Annotated in this window: 15 protein-coding genes; 13 read left to right on the forward strand and 2 right to left on the reverse strand. The window is 36.7% G+C overall.

What is annotated here, in order from left to right; genetic code table 11:
- Positions 1–39: 39 nt before the first annotated feature.
- From A3EM_RS0137900 to A3EM_RS48445, 8 genes are all read left to right on the forward strand, one after another.
- The gene (locus A3EM_RS0137900) at positions 40–1,329 is read left to right on the forward strand and encodes an alginate export family protein (RefSeq protein WP_157638287.1); all 1,290 of its coding nucleotides are present in this window, start codon (positions 40–42) and stop codon (positions 1,327–1,329) included.
- Between the two features lie 107 nt (positions 1,330–1,436).
- On the forward strand, positions 1,437–2,822 hold the full coding sequence (locus A3EM_RS0137905) for a CmpA/NrtA family ABC transporter substrate-binding protein (protein WP_020533457.1): 1,386 nt from the start codon (positions 1,437–1,439) through the stop codon (positions 2,820–2,822).
- Positions 2,823–2,942: 120 nt separating this feature from the next.
- Positions 2,943–3,965, forward strand: coding sequence for an ABC transporter permease (locus A3EM_RS0137910; RefSeq protein ID WP_020533458.1), 1,023 nt, complete (start codon positions 2,943–2,945; stop codon positions 3,963–3,965).
- Positions 3,966–4,009: 44 nt separating this feature from the next.
- Entirely contained in the window at positions 4,010–4,891 is an 882-nt protein-coding gene (locus tag A3EM_RS0137915; RefSeq protein WP_020533459.1) for an ABC transporter ATP-binding protein, read from the forward strand.
- Between the two features lie 75 nt (positions 4,892–4,966).
- The gene (locus tag A3EM_RS0137920; RefSeq protein WP_020533460.1) at positions 4,967–5,788 is read left to right on the forward strand and encodes an ABC transporter ATP-binding protein; all 822 of its coding nucleotides are present in this window, start codon (positions 4,967–4,969) and stop codon (positions 5,786–5,788) included.
- 364 nt (positions 5,789–6,152) lie between these two features.
- Complete coding sequence (locus A3EM_RS0137930) at positions 6,153–6,671, forward strand: thioredoxin family protein (RefSeq protein ID WP_026210838.1); 519 nt, start codon at positions 6,153–6,155, stop codon at positions 6,669–6,671.
- A gap of 9 nt (positions 6,672–6,680) precedes the next feature.
- On the forward strand, positions 6,681–7,100 hold the full coding sequence (locus A3EM_RS0137935; RefSeq protein ID WP_020533463.1) for a PH domain-containing protein: 420 nt from the start codon (positions 6,681–6,683) through the stop codon (positions 7,098–7,100).
- A 186-nt stretch (positions 7,101–7,286) separates the two neighbouring features.
- A complete protein-coding gene (locus A3EM_RS48445) occupies positions 7,287–7,415 on the forward strand; it encodes a hypothetical protein (RefSeq protein ID WP_281169851.1) in 129 nt (42 codons plus the stop codon).
- 93 nt (positions 7,416–7,508) lie between these two features.
- Here A3EM_RS48445 and A3EM_RS0137945 read toward each other — a convergent pair whose 3' ends face one another.
- Positions 7,509–7,724 (reverse strand): hypothetical protein, encoded by a 216-nt coding sequence (locus A3EM_RS0137945; protein WP_020533465.1) that lies wholly within the window; start codon positions 7,722–7,724, stop codon positions 7,509–7,511.
- Between the two features lie 654 nt (positions 7,725–8,378).
- Here A3EM_RS0137945 and A3EM_RS0137955 point away from each other — a divergent pair.
- From A3EM_RS0137955 to A3EM_RS0137970, 4 genes are all read left to right on the forward strand, one after another.
- Positions 8,379–9,008 (forward strand): hypothetical protein, encoded by a 630-nt coding sequence (locus A3EM_RS0137955; protein WP_020533467.1) that lies wholly within the window; start codon positions 8,379–8,381, stop codon positions 9,006–9,008.
- 42 nt (positions 9,009–9,050) lie between these two features.
- Complete coding sequence (locus A3EM_RS0137960; RefSeq protein ID WP_020533468.1) at positions 9,051–9,653, forward strand: T9SS type A sorting domain-containing protein; 603 nt, start codon at positions 9,051–9,053, stop codon at positions 9,651–9,653.
- Positions 9,654–9,815: 162 nt separating this feature from the next.
- Positions 9,816–10,559 carry an L-type lectin-domain containing protein gene (locus tag A3EM_RS0137965; RefSeq protein ID WP_020533469.1) on the forward strand — a complete coding sequence of 248 codons (744 nt, stop codon included), beginning with the start codon at positions 9,816–9,818 and terminating at the stop codon, positions 10,557–10,559.
- 137 nt (positions 10,560–10,696) lie between these two features.
- On the forward strand, positions 10,697–11,140 hold the full coding sequence (locus A3EM_RS0137970; RefSeq protein WP_020533470.1) for a hypothetical protein: 444 nt from the start codon (positions 10,697–10,699) through the stop codon (positions 11,138–11,140).
- Between the two features lie 67 nt (positions 11,141–11,207).
- Here A3EM_RS0137970 and A3EM_RS0137975 read toward each other — a convergent pair whose 3' ends face one another.
- Positions 11,208–14,579 (reverse strand): methylmalonyl-CoA mutase family protein, encoded by a 3,372-nt coding sequence (locus A3EM_RS0137975; RefSeq protein ID WP_026210840.1) that lies wholly within the window; start codon positions 14,577–14,579, stop codon positions 11,208–11,210.
- A 260-nt stretch (positions 14,580–14,839) separates the two neighbouring features.
- Here A3EM_RS0137975 and A3EM_RS0137980 point away from each other — a divergent pair, with 260 nt between their 5' ends.
- Positions 14,840–18,343, forward strand: a complete 3,504-nt coding sequence (locus A3EM_RS0137980; RefSeq protein WP_020533472.1) for a two-component regulator propeller domain-containing protein — start codon at positions 14,840–14,842, stop codon at positions 18,341–18,343.
- The last annotated feature ends 73 nt before the right edge of the window (positions 18,344–18,416 follow it).

The following is an 18,416-nucleotide window of genomic DNA, read 5'->3' on the forward strand; positions in this document are numbered from 1 at the left end:
TTAGAATCAAAATCGGGAAAGACATAAAATATTACTGATATGAAATTATTTGTACGAATCATCCAAGTTTGCCTCTTTTTAATGTGTATAAATGCCAGTGGAGCATTTGCCCAGTTTTCTGTAGTTGGTGAAATCCGACCCAGATTTGAATACAGGAATGGTTTTAAAAAGCCAATTGCGGAGGGACAGGATCCGGCAGCTTTTGTGGAACAGCGTTCAAGGCTATATTTTAATTACCTGGGTGAAAAATTTAAATTCAAATTATCTTTACAGGATGTGAGAATCTGGGGAAATGCAGCTCAGATTTACAAAACCGACCCTTCTCTTAACAACGTATATGAGGCCTGGGGTTCCTATGCTATTTCAGGAAAGTCAAGTATCATGGCTGGTAGAATGGAACTGGATTATGACAATGCCAGATTCCTTGGAAACCTTGGCTGGGCAGCTCAGGGAAGAAGCCACGATGCTATTAAATATGTTTATAAAAATGATACCACCGGAATAGAATTCCATGTGGGTGCAGCATTTAACCAAAACGTACCATTCGAACCAGGAAAATTAACTTCCACTTTTTATTCTGATGTAAATAACTACAAGACAATGCAATACGCCTGGTTTCATAAAGAAATTTCAGGAGGAGGCCTTTCCTTCATGATTTTCAATGATGGAAGACAGGCACTGAATACTACTTCAGATTCTACTGATGTGTTCTTCAGACAAACCTATGCTTTTTATGGCAAGAAAAAATTAGGCAGTGTCGGACTAGAGGGGGAATTATATTATCAGGGCGGTAAGAATGCTGCCGGAAATGACGTGAGTGCGGCCTTAATCGCCTTGAATGCGACTTTTAAAACTAAAATCACCCCATTAACCATCGGATTTGATTACCTGACAGGAACTGCTGCTGGAGATTCTAAGGACAAATCTTTCGCACCTTTGTATGGAACGAACCACAAATTCTACGGATTCATGGATTATTTCTACGTAGGAAATCCACACATGAATAAAGGATTGGTTAACCCGTACTTAAAAACCAATTTCAAATTAGGAGGCAAATCAAATTTGATCGCACATATACACTATTTCCAGTCTGCTGTAGGAATTACCAATACGGAAACGGGTGAAGACTTATCCAAAACGCTTGGTCAGGAAATTGACCTGGTATATAACTTAAATCTTGGAAAAGAGGTCAACCTTAAGGTCGGTTATTCTCAAATGTTTGCCTCGGAATCAATGGAATACGTAAAAAGTGTGGCTAATGCCAAAGGTTCTAATAACTGGGCCTGGGTAATGTTAACCATCAAGCCAACTTTATTCACTTCAAAATAACAAATTGCGTAGAATTGATGATTGTCTTTCACCTTCCTTTTACCATATTTTTAGTCAGACAATCTTGCAACAACAAAATATTTAAACAATAAAAAGAATTTATTTCCATGAAAAAATTACAAATAACCTCCATTATTTGGTTAACAGCCCTTTGCCTGATCATTTCATGTAGTGGCAAAAAACAACCTGAAGTTTCCCAGGCAACCGTTGCTCCTGAACTTTCAGGGTTAGAATTAGAAAAGGAAGAATTGAAGTTTGGATTCATCAAACTGACGGATATGGCGCCATTGGCCATTGCAAAAGAGAAAGGATTTTTTGAAGATGAAGGACTTTACGTAACCCTTGAAGCTCAGGCCAACTGGAAGGTTTTATTAGACAGGGTAATTTCAGGAGAACTGGATGGAGCTCATATGTTGGCTGGACAGCCGATTGGAGCAACTATCGGATTTGGAACAAAAGCTGCCATCGTAACACCGTTTAGTATGGATTTAAATGGAAACGGGATTACAGTTTCCAACGAAATATGGGAACAAATGAAGCCCAATGTTCCAATGGAGGGCGGAAAACCTGTGCATCCTATTAAAGCAGATGCGATTAAGCCTGTAATTGAGGAATACAAGAGAAATGGAAAGCCTTTTAATATGGGAATGGTATTCCCGGTTTCTACACATAACTATGAAATCAGATACTGGTTAGCAGCTGCAGGAATTTCCCCTGGTTATTATACTGAATCAGATATTACAGGAACAACGGATGCAGAGGTTTTACTTTCAGTTACTCCTCCTCCACAAATGCCAGCCACTATGGAAGCTGGAACTATTTTAGGATACTGTGTAGGAGAACCATGGAACCAACAAGCGGTATTTAAAGGAATTGGTGTGCCAGTCACTACGAATTATGACATCTGGAAAAACAATCCTGAAAAAGTATTTGGATTGAGTAAAGAATGGGCTGACAAGAACCCCAACACCATGGTAGCGATTACAAAAGCATTAATCAGGGCTGGAAAATGGCTGGATGAGAACAATGGAGCCAACAGAGAAGAAGCTGTGAAAATTCTTTCAAAATCAGAATATGTAGGTGCTGACTATGAGGTAATTGCCAACAGTATGACTGGAACTTTCGAATTCGAAAAAGGAGATAAAAGACAAATGCCTGATTTCAATGTATTCTTCAGATATCACGCAACTTATCCTTATTACAGTGATGCAGTTTGGTTTTTAACCCAAATGAGAAGATGGGGGCAAATCACAGAGCCAAAATCCAACGACTGGTACATTAGTACTGCAAAAGAGATCTACCTGCCAGAAGTTTGGATGAAAGCCGCCAAATTATTACAAGAAGAAGGACATCTTTCTGCTGAGGAAATACCAAGTACTGATGGATTCAAAACTCCAACTGCAGATTTTATTGATGGAGTAGAGTATGATGCGAAAGATCCAAATGGTTACCTCAATAAATTTACCGTGGGACTTAAAGATCCTGTACAATAAAAAGAGCAAGTTTAATTTAATTTCAGCTGGGTTAATTTTGAAATCTGGCTGAAATTAATCCTCCAAAAACTCTAAATCAAAGCCAAACAATCATCAATAAAACTTCAAAGCCAGAATAAAATGAAAACTATTGCTATAAAAGTATTGACCTTTACCGGAATGCGATGGGGCGTTCCATTTATCAAACTTTTCTCCGGAGAAGAAGCAAAAACCCAACTCAAAGAAATTGGCCAGACAGTGGGTATTCCACTTGCAGCCATTGTCACTTTCCTTTTTTTATGGTCTGTAACTGCTTCCCAAATTGAAACTTCTTTAGGGGCTGTACCAGGACCAATTCAGGTAGCAGAGCAAGCCAAATCCCTTTGGATAGAACACGTAGAAGAAAGGGCTAAAGCCGATGCTTTCTACGAAAGACAAGAAATTAGAAATGCAGCAAAATTGGCTAAAAACCCAGCTGCAACTGTAAAAATTATAGATTATACAGGAAAGCCAACTTATTGGGACCAAATCATCACCAGCCTGAAAACTGTATTTATGGGCTTCGTAATCGCATCTTTAATTGCACTTCCAATTGGAGTTTTATGTGGATTAAGTAAAAATGCCATGCAGGCCATGAGCCCCATCATTCAGGTTTTCAAACCAGTTTCCCCACTGGCTTGGCTGCCCATTGTAACCATGATTGTGAGTGCGGTTTATGTAACCAATGACGGTTTCTTTGAAAAATCATTTATCATTTCCGCCATTACCGTTTCACTGTGTTCCTTGTGGGCCACTTTAATTAACACCTCGCTTGGAGTGTCTTCAGTGAATAAGGATTATATTAATGTAGCCAGGGTACTACAACTTTCTCCAATGAAAAAGACCTTTAAAATTGTATTACCAGCAACTTTACCACTAATATTTACCGGTTTAAGGATTTCCCTTGGGGTTGGATGGATGGTATTGATTGCTGCGGAAATGCTTGCCCAAAACCCCGGGTTAGGCAAGTTTGTTTGGGATGAATTCCAAAATGGTAGCAGTAATTCCCTTGCCAGAATTATGGTAGCAGTATTCACTGTGGGAATCATCGGATTTTTCTTGGATAGAATAATGGTTGCCCTGCAAAAAGCTGTAAGTTTTGATAAAGGTGCTGTAGTGGCATAATAGCAGAACGGTATAACTATTTCAAGACTTTAAATACTAAAACAATGGCTTTTTTAGAACTTAATAATGTAAGCAAAGGATACGGTGAAGGAAAGAACAGAACCGAGGTTTTGCGCAACATCAATTTACATATAAATGAAGGAGAGTTTGTGGCAATTGTTGGCTTTACAGGAAGTGGCAAGACTACATTAGTATCCCTGATTAACGGATTACTTATGCCTGACCAGGGGGAAGTATTATTTAAAGGAGAGCCCATTACCGGTCCCGGACATGAAAGAGGTGTGATATTCCAAAATTACTCATTACTACCCTGGTTTACTGTTTTTCAAAATGTGGTGCTGGCCGTGGATGAAGTTTTTCCTCACATGTCGAAAGCAGATAAGGAACAACATGTAAAGAAATATGTGGAAATGGTAAACCTCACCCCGGCTTTAGAAAAAAGGCCTGCTGAACTCAGTGGAGGTATGCGACAAAGGGTGGCAGTTGCCCGGGCCCTGGCCATGAATCCGGAAATGTTAATCATGGATGAACCGCTAAGTGCCCTGGATGCTTTAACACGGGGTACCCTTCAGGAGGAAATCATCAAAATCTGGGATGAAAATAAAAGAACAGCTTTATTAATCACCAATGATGTAGATGAAGGAATTTTAATGGCTGATAGAATTATTCCGCTCAACCCCGGACCAAATGCTACCCTGGGGCCTGAATTTGAAATCAATATTGAAAGGCCAAGGGATAAAACTGCTTTGAACTCTAATGATGATTTCAAAAAAACCAGAAACGAAATTATTGAATACTTGATGGATATTGGAACAGAAGCAAAAACCAAAAAGATCAATAACTATACTCTACCGGATTTGAAACCCATCATGCCTGGTAAAATATTCAAAAAAAGGACTGAAAAAGACCGGTTGAAATATTTCTAATTTTTTTGGTTAGCACCCTGGTTTTACAAGGGGTTAATTTTGGTTTTCTAATTATTAAAAAAAGAAACAACAGCAATGGAAAATATAGCAATAAATGAGGAAATAAGCATCAATTCGGAATCAAAACCCGGAGAAGTGATGCTGGATATCCAAAGCCTTAAAAAAGTCTACCCTACTCCCAAGGGCGATTATGTAGTATTGGAAAACCTGGATTTACAGGTAAAAAAGGAGGAATTTATTTCCATCATTGGTCACTCTGGTTGTGGAAAATCGACTTTACTGACCATGATTGCCGGATTAAACCCCATTTCGGGCGGGCAAATTTTACTTGACGAAAAGCCCATCACCAGTCCTGGGCCGGATAGAGGAGTGGTATTCCAATCCCCATCCCTTTTTCCCTGGATGACTGCTTTGGAAAATGTGTTATTGGGAGTAGAACAAGTATTTCCCCAAGGTACAAAAGAACAAAGAATTGATATTTGTAAATACTATCTGGATAAAGTAGGGTTAGGCGATTCCTTTCATAAAAAGGCATCTGATCTTTCCCAGGGTATGCAACAACGGGTGGGAATTGCCAGAGCGTTTGCCTTAAAACCTAAAATACTGCTTTTGGACGAACCATTTGGAATGTTGGATTCCCTTACCAGAGCCGAACTTCAGGATGTATTGTTGGAAGTATGGAATCAGGAAAATATTACCGCCATTATGATTACCCACGATGTGGATGAATCCATTTTCTTAGCCGACCGGGTAATTATGATGACTTCCGGACCTTACGCCAAAGTGGGTGATATTCTAAGCATCCCGTTAGAAAGACCCAGAGATAGAAGAAGTGTTTTGGAACATCCGGATTATTATAGTTATAGAGAATACCTGATTAACTTTCTGGAGCATTAAGCACCTGTGCCTTTATATTTGATAAATAAGCACTCTTTCTTTCAAGCTTTTGTGTAATTAACCACATGGATAAACTTGAAATTAGACGAAGATAATTTTTATAATCCCTAAATTCGATTGGGCGTGATCTTTTGATTGCGCCTTTTTTTGTTGTCTTTTCCGGCATTACAAATGCCGAATTTGGTCCAGTTATAATGCAATTGCGGCTGAGCTCCCCTTTGAAGGCTCAGCAGCAATTATATGATAACCATAACTGAGTAGGGCATTTGAAATGCCCGAAAAATCCCGGGCCAGTCAAATTTTTTATAAATATTTTGTAATTTTCCTTCTCTTTTATTCTACTAACCCAAAAAATTCTCAGACCATGAAACTAAGGTTAACAGTCCTTTTATTTTTAATGATCGGATTCGGATCTATTTCAATACAAGCTCAGGACAATGCAGCTAAAATTTTGAATGCAGCCCTAAAGAAAGCCAAAGTAGAAAACAAAAAAGTTTTTATAAAATATAGTGCTTCATGGTGTGGCTGGTGCAAAAGGATGGACAAACAAATGAAAAGTGAAGCTTGTAAAACTTTTTTTGAGGACAATTATATCACGATCCAATTGATAGTACATGAAAGCAAGGACAAAAAATACCTTGAAAATCCCGGGGCATTAGATTTATTAAAAAAATATAAAGGAGAAAAATCCGGGTTGCCCTTTTGGGTAATTTTAGATGAAAATGGCCAATTGTTGGAGGACTCTTTTAATGAAGAAGGCCAAAACCTGGGTTGTCCGGCAACTGAGGAGGAAGTCCAGTCTTTTATTTCCAAATTAAAAAATACTTCTAACCTGAAAAAAAAGGAACTTGAAGTCATCGCAGAAACTTTTCAGTCTAAATAAGGCATATTTATGGCTTTCTATAAACCCAAAAGGAAAGGATTTTTCAATTATCTTCTAGTTGTTTTTATGATCCTCCCCTTTGCGGTTCTTTTTCTGGATTCAGCTAAATTCTCATCTCAGCCTTTCCTTTGGGTTCTATTATGGAGTCCTTTTGGATTGCTTTTATGGATTTACCTGGATACTTTCTATCAAATCCTTGATGATAAACTAATATACAAATCCGCCTTTTTAAAAGGAGAAATTGAAATTTCCAGCATTAGGGAAATCATAAAAGGAAAAACCATGTGGACCGGAGTAAGACCCGCCATAGCTACGAAGGGGCTAATTATTAAATTCAACAAATACAATGAAATTTATATTGCTCCGGAGAATAATGACAGGTTAGTTGAGGACTTACTAAAAATAAACGAAGGAATTATTGTATCATAATGACTTTACTCAAAATTTTAAACAATGGAAATTTTTCTATGTTTTCTGGCTATTTCACATATTTTTTTAGCTTGGAAAGTACAAAAAAAGATTAACCAAACTAATTTTCTTAATCCTTCTCAAAAAAACTTGAATTCTATTTTAAACTGGACAATTCCTTTTATTTGGGGATTAATCGTAAAGTCAATGATAAAACCTTCAGCATTTCAGGTAATGACAAAAAAGAACAGAAAAGGAAAAATTGGGAAACACACCGACAATTGGGATCAACTTACTGGAAGTGGCTTAGGGGGACATCATGAAAATGAAAACTGAAAAAGCTAAAAAGGAAGATTAAGGCCTACAAGTAGTATCAATAAAAAAGTCCACCAGAGATGTTCTGATGGACTTTTTTATTCGATTTATAAATTACCAACTTCGATTAGCCGGAACTTTCACGTAAATCATTTCTTTTTTTGGTTTTTGGAATTTTGTAATTACTAATGTTGCCAGATAGAATGGCATTACGATCAGAGAAGCCAATAATGTACTAATAAACATAACCGAGCCCAGGGTGATTCTTGCTATTTTTTCAAGTACTATATTTAAATTTTTCATTTCTTTCTTTATTGTTTTAGGTTTCATTATTCTTATTTGATATTCCAAATATGCCCTTCTGTGAGCTCAGAAAAAAGAATAAAGAAGTGAAAGGGAATTATTTGGGATTGAATAACTGTAGCCTGAGATTAAACCAAAAGCGAAGGTTTAAAAAGGTTACCCCGCTTATAAATTACCAAATTCAAGAGCCGGTAAGCGCATTTTAAAAGGGTATCTCCACCCATTTCAAGATAATTTCCAGGATCATTAACCCTCATCAGGACTCAACAAAACACATTCGCAAAGGCAAATGCAATCAAAAAAACCTGTTTTTTGATTGCAATATGGCCGCAACCACACAATCCAAACAAAATTATAAACCCGTTTAAGCGGTTTTATGATTTTTAATAATGATTAATTAATTATTAATAACACATAAATACTTATATTTAGACTTATTACAGAATTAAAATGTGTTTTCAACAAAAAACCATAATAAAAAATCATTTATTAAGCATTATTTCATAATTATTATTTTACTCATACTTTCTTTAAACTTAATATTAAATTAATATATAAACATTTACTTAACCTACAATTAACAATTAATTTATAATTTTTCAACACAAAGAACCGCATACCCGTTTAGGTTTGCACTATAAATAATTAATTTTTATCACAAGCTCTTACAACTTAACAACTATGAAATCACTTAAATCAATTGTTCTATCATTAATGCTGGTCTGGGTATCTGCATTAAGTTCTTTAGGAAGCACTAACCCTGCTGATGATCTAAAAAAGGAAAGCCTTTCGGTTTCATTTAAGCCTTTAAGTGAAAATCACAAAGCTTTAATCTCGGTAAAAAATTTAAGTCAATCTAAGATATCACTAAACATTCTTGACGCACAGGGATCAATCATATATAACAAGGAAATCACTGACGCTGTAAATTATATTGAAAAATATAATTTCTCAAAATTGGATTACGGTAAGTATACTTTGGAAATTCTAAATAAAGACCAGGTAATCACTCAAAGCTTTAGAATTACAAAAGACGGTAACTTTTTATTGGAAAATCAAACCTCTATGCAAGTTTTGGCTCCCTTGGTAGATTTTTCTGAAGGGAAACTCACTGTCAGAATGATGAATCAAATTTCAATGCAGGGAACCCTAATGATTTCCTCTGAATCAGGAGAGGTTTTTTACCAGGAAATAATTGCTGGAGAATCAGCATATGGTAAAATACTAAACCTTGAAAACCTTAAAAAAGGAAGTTATTTATTTTCTATAGCCATAGGAGAAAACGAATACACAAAGAAAATCGAATTATAAGAATTTAAAATATTAAAAAACCAACATTAAAATAATAAAGCTATGAAAAAGTATTTTGCATCTGTATTGTTATTATTAGTTTTTGCTTTAAATCTGTCGGCCTCAGATAGTCCATCTTCAAGAAGCCATGTTTCCTTGAAAGCTTTGGAAAGCAATTCCGCTTTATTAAGTATCTTCAATTATGCCAACAGTGATGTGGCTGTAAAAATTAAGACCAGAGATGGAAATGTGATTTTAGCGAAAGAGTTCTCTTCAGAATCTGTCTTGCTAAGAAAACTGGATTTAAGCGGTCTTGATAAAGGAACTTACTTACTAAATGTGGTAATTGAAAACAGGGAAATTCTTCAAAAATTTGCAATTGATGCGGAAGGAGCGGTTTCTGTAGATCCAAATCAGGTAGTAGACTACTTCCTTCCAAGAGTAAAACAGGAGGAAGCCAAACTACACGTTTCTTTTCAAAATCTTATGGAGAATTATGTGGAAACTACCATTTTAGATGAAAATGGTGAAGAAGTTTACTCAAATGGATATGCAGCTGATTCTTTTGCAAAAACATTTAACTTGTCGAACCTTGCACCTGGAAAATACACTTTTTACTTATCATCAGGTAGCAAATCTTATAACACAGAGGTTGTTTTGAAATAAACAGCTCACTTCTTTCAAAATTTAAAATACAGGCCAGAAATGGTCTGTATTTTTTTTGCCTTAATTTTTGAACCTTTTGGGAAATATCTACTTTATCCAATAAGAAAGGATTGTTTATTAACCTCAAAATCCTTAATTTAAAGAAGATAAATCCCTGAAACTATGCAACGTTTACTGGCTACCCTTACTTTTTTTCTCATCAGCCTTTGTTCACATGCTCAATTTGAATTGATGGGCACCGCTAATTTTATGTCTGGAAATTGTATTTTACTCACCCCAGATGTGCCTTATAGCGAAGGATTGGCTTATCACAATGCCAAACTAGACCTAACCCGTTATTTCGAAATTGAATTTGATATCTTTTTGGGCAGAAAAGATGAAGGAGCCGATGGAATTACCTTTGTAATTCATAACGACCCCAGAGAATATAAGGCCTATGGAACCTGGGGAGAGTGCATGGGATATGGGCGATGGAGTCCAAACGCCTATTGGGCCAATTCGATTACTCCTTCCATTGCTGTGGAATTCGATACCTATCAAAATCTCCAGCAAAATGACCCTATGTATGACCATGTGGCTTACTTGGAAAATGGGGTGAGTTTTCATGAAAAGCACTGGAATAATAATGAAAATGATTATAATATGGAAGATGATTTCCTCCATGATTTCCGCTTCAGTTGGGATCCTGATTCCCAAACCATCACTGTAAAGCTGGATGGCATGGTTGTATATCGGGGCACCCGGGATTTGGTAAATGATATTTTTGATGGAGAAACCAGTGTAATTTGGGGATTTACAGCTTCAACGGGTAGAAAATCCAACCTGCAATATTTTTGCCTTCGTAATTTAGCTTATGAAAGCCTGCCTCCTTCAGTTCAGCCTTTGTCCAACGGAAAGGCCGATTAGTAACACTTGTTTTATGAGTTTAAATTACAAATTGAAATCGTTTTAATTACAAACCCTTCAATTACAGGGAATTTTATGCATTCAAATTCCCTTAACTTCATTAAATTTGTCAACTGACAATTAAATGGATCAACCCTATGGATATCAGAAGATTTTTAAATTTCACCATCATTGTTATTCTATTCACAATTTTTTCTGGTGAATTAAAAGCTCAGGAAGACCTTTGGACAACTTTAGGAGATATTGAATGGTACCAAAAGTATAGTGAGACTTATGGTGCAGAAATTGGCTTTCCCAAGTTTAATGAAGAAGCTAAAAAACTGAATGGTAAAGAAGTTTCCATAAGAGGATATATGCTACCCCTGGATACAGAAGACGGATCAGTGGTTATTTCTGCCCTGCCTTACAGCAGCTGTTTTTTTTGTGGTGGCGCTGGGATAGAGACTGTAATGGCAGTTTTTATGAAAAATCCCAGAAAATTTGAAATGGAACAAGTGACCTTTAGAGGTAAGCTGGAACTGAATGAAACAGAAACCGGATTGATTTACAACCTAAAAGAAGCTGTAGAGGTAGAAGAATAAGATTTAGCTTTTATAAGAAAAGTCCCCTGATAATTAATATTATCAGGGGACTTTTTTATTTTTCAACCTACATATTTCGTCTATACTGCCCGCCCACTTCAAATAATGCATGGGTAATCTGGCCTAAAGAACATATTTTAGTAGCTTCCATCAATTCCTCAAACAGGTTCTTTTTTTCCAGAGCGGCTATCTTGAGGTTTTCCAGTGCATCCTTAATTTTCGTTTGATTGGCCTCATGCAAATTTTCCCTTGTGTTTATCTGGAATTGCTTTTCCTCCTCTGTTGACCTGATTACATTTTCAGGAATGATGGTTGGAGAACCTTCAGTAGACAGATATGTATTTACACCAATTATCGGAAACTCACCAGAATGCTTTAATGTTTCGTAGTACATGGATTCTTCCTGAATTTTAGTTCGCTGGTACATGGTTTCCATAGCACCAAGCACTCCTCCCCTTTCGGTAATTCTATCAAACTCTGCCATTACCGCTTCTTCTACCAAATCTGTTAGTTCTTCAATTATAAATGAACCCTGAAGCGGGTTTTCATTTTTAGCCAAACCAGATTCCTTATTGATTATTAACTGAATGGCCATGGCTCTTCTTACCGATTCTTCGGTTGGCGTAGTGATCGCTTCATCATAGGCGTTGGTATGCAGAGAGTTACAATTATCATAAATAGCATAAAGTGCCTGCAATGTGGTACGGATATCATTAAAGGAAATCTCCTGAGCATGCAGAGACCGGCCTGAGGTCTGGATATGATACTTGAGTTTCTGTGAGCGCTCATTTCCACCATATTTCAGTTTCATGGCTTTTGCCCAAATTCTTCTGGCTACTCTGCCAATTACAGCATATTCCGGATCGAGTCCATTGGAAAAGAAAAAGGAAAAATTAGGGGCAAAATCGTCAATATGCATACCTCTGCTGAGGTAATATTCTACAAAGGTAAAACCATTGCTTAGGGTAAAAGCCAACTGAGATATAGGATTTGCTCCGGCTTCGGCAATGTGATAACCTGAGATAGAAACAGAATAGAAGTTTCGTACATTTTGATCAATAAAATACTGCTGCACATCTCCCATCAAACGCAAAGAAAATTCTGTAGAATAAATACAGGTATTCTGAGCCTGGTCTTCCTTTAATATATCTGCCTGAACGGTTCCTCTCACTTTGGTAAGTGTTTCCGCCTTAATTTTTTCATAAATCTCACCGGGCAGAACCTCATCTCCGGTTACACCCAGCAACATCAGCCCTAATCCATCATGAGTTGGAGGTAATTCCCCATTATAGAAAGGCCTTTCTACACCTTTCTTTTGGTAGATTTCCTCAATTTTTTGATTGATCTCCTTTTCTAATCCATTTTCTTTAATATACAATTCACATTGCTGATCAATGGCTGCATTCATAAAAAAGGCACAAATAGTGGCAGCCGGGCCATTAATTGTCATGGAAACGGATGTAGTAGGGTCGGATAAATTGAAGCCCGAATACAATTTTTTAGCATCATCCAGGCAACAAACATTTACACCCGAGTTACCAATTTTCCCATAAATATCAGGGCGATAATCCGGATCTTCTCCATATAAAGTAACTGAATCGAATGCTGTAGAAAGCCGGGCAGCAGGCAAACCTTCAGAAACATAATGAAATCGCTTATTTGTCCTTTCCGGTCCTCCTTCTCCGGCAAACATTCGGGTGGGGTCCTCATTTTGTCTTTTGAATGGGAATACGCCAGCTGTATAGGGAAATTCTCCAGGCACATTTTCCTGTAGATTCCACTTTAATATATCGCCCCAACCGGAATAACCTGGTAAAGCAATTTTCTTAATTTTGGAATGAGAAAGAGATTTTGTTGTTGTTGCTACCTTTATTTCCCGGTTACGCACTTTATAAACAAACTCCTCCCCCTGATAAGCGGACTTTTTGGCTTCCCAATTTTCTAAAATCTGTTTATTATTTCGATCCAGCTTTAGGGCTATTTCTTTTTTTATTTCCCCTAGTCTGGTTATGATTTCTTCCTCATTTTCGCTCCTAAGTTCTTTCAAAGTTGATTCAAGTGCTGCATAACGATTGGCAATTTCGGCCTGGTCATCCACCCACTTATTGTAATCCCTTATTGTAGTGGAAATTTCGGACAAATACCTTACTCTTTTGGGGGAAATGATGGGATCTGACTGTGCATCAAATTGCAAAAACTTTCCTTCTCCCTTCCACTTTAACCCTACTTTATCATTCAATTTCTGTATGATTTCCCGATAGAGTTTATTCATCCCATCATCATAAAACTGAGAAGCGATAGTACCAAAAACAGGCAGGTCATCCGTAGAGGCTTCCCACAAATTGTGATTCCTTTGGTATTGCTTTTTCACATCTCTCAAAGCATCCTGAGCCCCTTTTTTATCGAACTTATTAATGGCAATAATATCGGCAAAGTCCAGCATGTCAATTTTCTCCAATTGGGTGGCTGCTCCATATTCCGGAGTCATGACATACAATGCCAGATCGGAATGATCTACTATTTCTGTATCAGACTGACCAATTCCTGAGGTTTCCAGAATAATAAGGTCAAACCCTGCTGCCTTTAAAATATGAAGTGTTTCCTGTACATGCTGAGAAAGTGCCAGATTAGATTGCCTGGTGGCAAGGGAACGCATGTAAACCTGGTTATTAAAAATGGAATTCATCCGAATTCTATCTCCCAACAATGCCCCTCCGGACTTTCTTTTGGAAGGATCCACAGATACAATAGCCATAGTTTTATTCGGAAAATCGAATAAAAAACGTCTCACAAATTCATCTACCAGACTGGATTTTCCTGCCCCGCCAGTTCCGGTAATTCCCAGTACAGGAATGACTTTTTCTGGCCCTTCCTGTTTTAATTTTTTCAAATAATCCTGAATCTCCTGAGGATAATTTTCTGTAGCTGAAATGATGCGGGCAATGGATTTTTTATCCCGGGTATTTAAGCCTTCCAATTCCCCGTTCAAACCTTTTCCAGTTGGAAAATCACATTGGGAAAGCATATCGTTAATCATGCCCTGAAGGCCAAGACTTCGCCCATCATCAGGAGAATATATTCTGGTAATTCCATAGGCCTGCAACGCTTCTATTTCGGTGGGTAAAATAGTTCCTCCTCCCCCTCCAAACAGCTTAATATGTCCGCAATTATTCTCCTGGAGAAGATCAAAAGCATACTTAAAAAATTCCATATGCCCTCCCTGATAGGAAGTGATGGCAATTCCCTGGACATCTTCCTGAATGGCACATTCCACTATTTCCTGAACAGACCGGTTATGCCCTAAATGAATTATTTCAGCCCCTGAGGACTGCATAATCCTTCTCATTATATTTATGGCAGCATCATGGCCGTCAAAAAGGGATCCGGCTGTTACAATTCTAATTTTGTTGGTTGATTGGTAAGGTTCAATGATTTTCATTTCTTTGTTTTTTGATAGCATTTTTATATAATAGACAAAGAATGCTTTCAGGTTTTAAAGTTTGAAATAACCAGGATTAATTTTAATCTCCGCTAGAAATTATTCAGGGAAATTTCTTCTATCTACAAACGACTTTTCCTGTGACTATAAATAATAGAATAAACAGGATCAATTAAATGACATTTTTGTAAAATTAAGTAATTAAATTAAGGTTTTTTCCTATCCACCAAAACCACTTAAATAGCATAAACCAATTTCGGATGATTTTTTTTAAATTAAAATATTGCCGATTAATTTTCCTTGCTTTAATCATCCAAAACGGGGTTCTTGCTATTGCCCAGGATCAATTCTCTTTCAAAAGTTATAATGTAAAACAAGGCCTTTCAAACAATTTTGTAAGAAATATTATACAAGGAGAAAATGGCTTTATCTGGATAGCAACCAGCGATGGGTTAAATAAATTTGATGGATATTCCTTTAAAATTTTCAGGAACGATCCTGAAGATTCAAACAGCCTCTCTAATAATAATATTAATCAAATTGCCCTGGATAAAAATGGGAAAATATGGTTGGGGACCTGGGGAGGAGGAATCAATGTATTTGACCCTGAGGTTGAAAAATTCATCAGGTTACCTTACGAACTGGAAATTGATGGTAAAAAAATAAATGCCAGTTTTATCAATAATCTATTCAACGATTCTAAAGGGAATATCTGGGTTGGGATAAATGAAGCTGGTCTGTTTAAATTCAATGTAGATGACTTTTCGTTTTTGGCCTATCAACACAAAAACAATGAAAACGGACTAAGTCGTAACAGGGTGATGGACATAGAGGAGGATGATAAAGGTAATATTTGGATTGCCACATTTGGTGGTGGCTTAAATAAACTTAATCCCAATACCCACCAGTTCACGATTTACGGACTGGGGAAAAACCACCCGGATTCTTTAAATACTGAGCTGTTATATAGCGTATTTTTTGACAGCAAAGGTCGCTTATGGATTGGAAGCTGGGGAGATGGACTTTTTAAAATGGACCCTGAAACTGAAAAGTTCCAAGGATATCAGGCTAGTAATAAGGACTTAAACAGCCTTAAAAGTAATGACATATGGCAAATTGAGGAGACAAATGATGGAAAAATATGGATTGGAAGTGATATAGGTTTGGCATTGTATAATGAAAAGCAGGATAATTTTCAAATCTTCACTCATGATCCTAATGATAATAAAAGTTTACCTGCAAATTCAATTAAAGGACTTACAGTAGATAACAATGGCCGGTTATGGATTGGTACTTACAATGGGGGAATAGCACTTTTAGACCAGAATGCAAGGATTTTCAAACACTATTATCAAAAAAAGGAAAATAAAAATTTTCTTTCATCTAATACTGTTTCCGCATTTTTAGAAATTAATCCGGAGGAAGTTCTAATAGGAACTGATGGAGGAGGCCTCAATTTATTTAATAAAAAAAAGGGGACGTTTATAAACATAGAAAGAGAATCAAATGATGGCATTCTGGGAAATAAAATAAAATACCTTTACAGAGATAAGAGAAATAGAATTTGGATTGGATATTGGGGAGAAGGATTCGATCTTTTCGACCTAAACACAAAGTCTTTCAGGAATTATAAAATAAAAAAAGGGGAAAATACAGGTCCCAATAGCAACAATATTTTGTCCATTGCGGAAGATGAGAATGGGGCAATTTGGTTGGGAACTTTTGGTGGTGGATTAAATAAATTTGATCCTGAAAAAGGCACATTTGAATATTTTACCCAAATCCCAAATGAACCATCCAGTTTAGCAGATATCAACATTTGGGATTTTATTATTGATAAAAACGGGAAGTTCTATAATGGGACAAGTAATGGTTTTATCGATTATTATGATCCCGCAGAAAACAAAGTCATTCATATTCGCACGTTCGATGATGTAAAAAATGCTTATACACCCCATGAAATTTTTGAGGATTCAAAAGGTCAAATATGGATAGGTACCGGTGGCGGAGGATTAAAGCTGGTCAATACCGAAGATTTTTCCCTCAAAAGTTTTAATAAAACATCTGGCCTGGCAAGTAATAATATAACCTCCATTATTGAAGATAAAAATGGCATATTATGGCTTGGAACCTATATGGGGATTACAAAATTTGACCCCAAAGTACTGAAGTTTACCAATTATGACATCAGCGATGGTTTACAAGATTTACACTTTAATCCAAAAGCGGCAACCCTTCTAAGTTCAGGAGAACTGATGTTTGGCGGAGTGAATGGTTTTAATATATTCCATCCTGACAGCATCCCGGAAGTAAACAATGAGAACCCTCTTGTTTTAACTAATTTCCAAATTTTCAATCAGGACGTAAAAATAGGAGCAGAAGGCTCTCCTCTTAACAAAAACATATCCCAAACAAACGAAATTGTAATTAATCAAGATCAAATGGTTATCAGTTTTGAATATGCCTTAATTTCATTTACCGGAACTGACAAAGCCAGATATGCTTACAGGTTAAAAAACTTTGCTCATCCGCAATGGCAATATGTAGGTAAAGAAAGAAAAGTAACCTATACCAACCTGGAACCAGGCACCTATACTTTTGAGGTAAGAGCCAGCAAAGATGGAACCGACTGGGCTCAAAACGAAGCAAGATTAGTGATTAAAGTTTTACCTCCCTGGTGGGCCACCTGGTGGTTTCGCATAATTGCCTCCACCACCATCATAGGCTTAGGAGTGCTGCTGTATAAAATCAGGTTTAATTTTCTGGAACGCCAGAAAAAGATTCTGAAAAAAATGGTAGAAATCCGAACCCGGGAGTTGGACCAAAGCAATAAAATTCTTCGGGAACAAAAAACTGAAATCAATGCACAGAATGAAGAACTGCAGGCAAGCCAGGAAGAGTTAAACGCTCAAAATCAAGAACTTACAGCTACCCTGGAGAAACTTAAAGAGACTCAGGGGCAATTAGTTCAATCCGAAAAAATGGCTTCTCTTGGTATATTAACAGCCGGCATAGCCCATGAAATTAACAATCCTATTAATTTTATTAATGCCGGAGTGATTGGTTTGAAAAAATACTTAAATAATATTTTTAATCTAATCCATAGATATGAGGAAATCACTCCTGAAAATGTAGAAGAAAAATTAAAGGAAATTCAGGAGTTTATGGAACAAATTCAATTTAACCATACAATCGATCTGCTTATAAAGGTGTCCAATAATATCTCCATTGGGGTAGAAAGAACCACCGAAATTATAAAAGGGCTGAAAATTTTCTCCAGACAAGATAACCAACAGATAGATAACTATAATATTCATAATGGATTGGACTCTACCCTACTTTTAATAAGTAGTCAATTTAAAAACCGGGTGGATATTATTAAAGAATACAACCCACTGCCAGAAATAAAGGCCTGCCCGGGTAAGATTAATCAGGTGTTTATGAATATTTTGATCAATGCTTTTCAGGCAATTGATGGGGAAGGGAAAGTCACTATTACCACTTCAACAAATGGTACTTTTGCCAAAGTTGCAATAAAAGACAACGGTTCTGGAATGCCTCAGGAAACTTCAAAACAAATTTTTGATCCTTTTTTCACCACCAAAGAAGTAGGTAAGGGTACTGGATTAGGCTTATTTATTTCCCATGGTATTTTGGAAGAACACGGGGGAAAAATAGAGGTCTCAAGCAAACTGGGACATGGCACTGAATTTACCATTTATTTACCATTTAGTGGAATTGCCTCAGAAAAGGAGTTGAATTAATTGAATTGGTTCTGCAAAAGACAAAATGTGCAGGATGTATTAAACTTTTTACCCTGTTTTTATTTTTAATAAA

This window comes from Flexithrix dorotheae DSM 6795 (assembly GCF_000379765.1).
GTDB classification, from domain to species: domain Bacteria; phylum Bacteroidota; class Bacteroidia; order Cytophagales; family Flammeovirgaceae; genus Flexithrix; species Flexithrix dorotheae.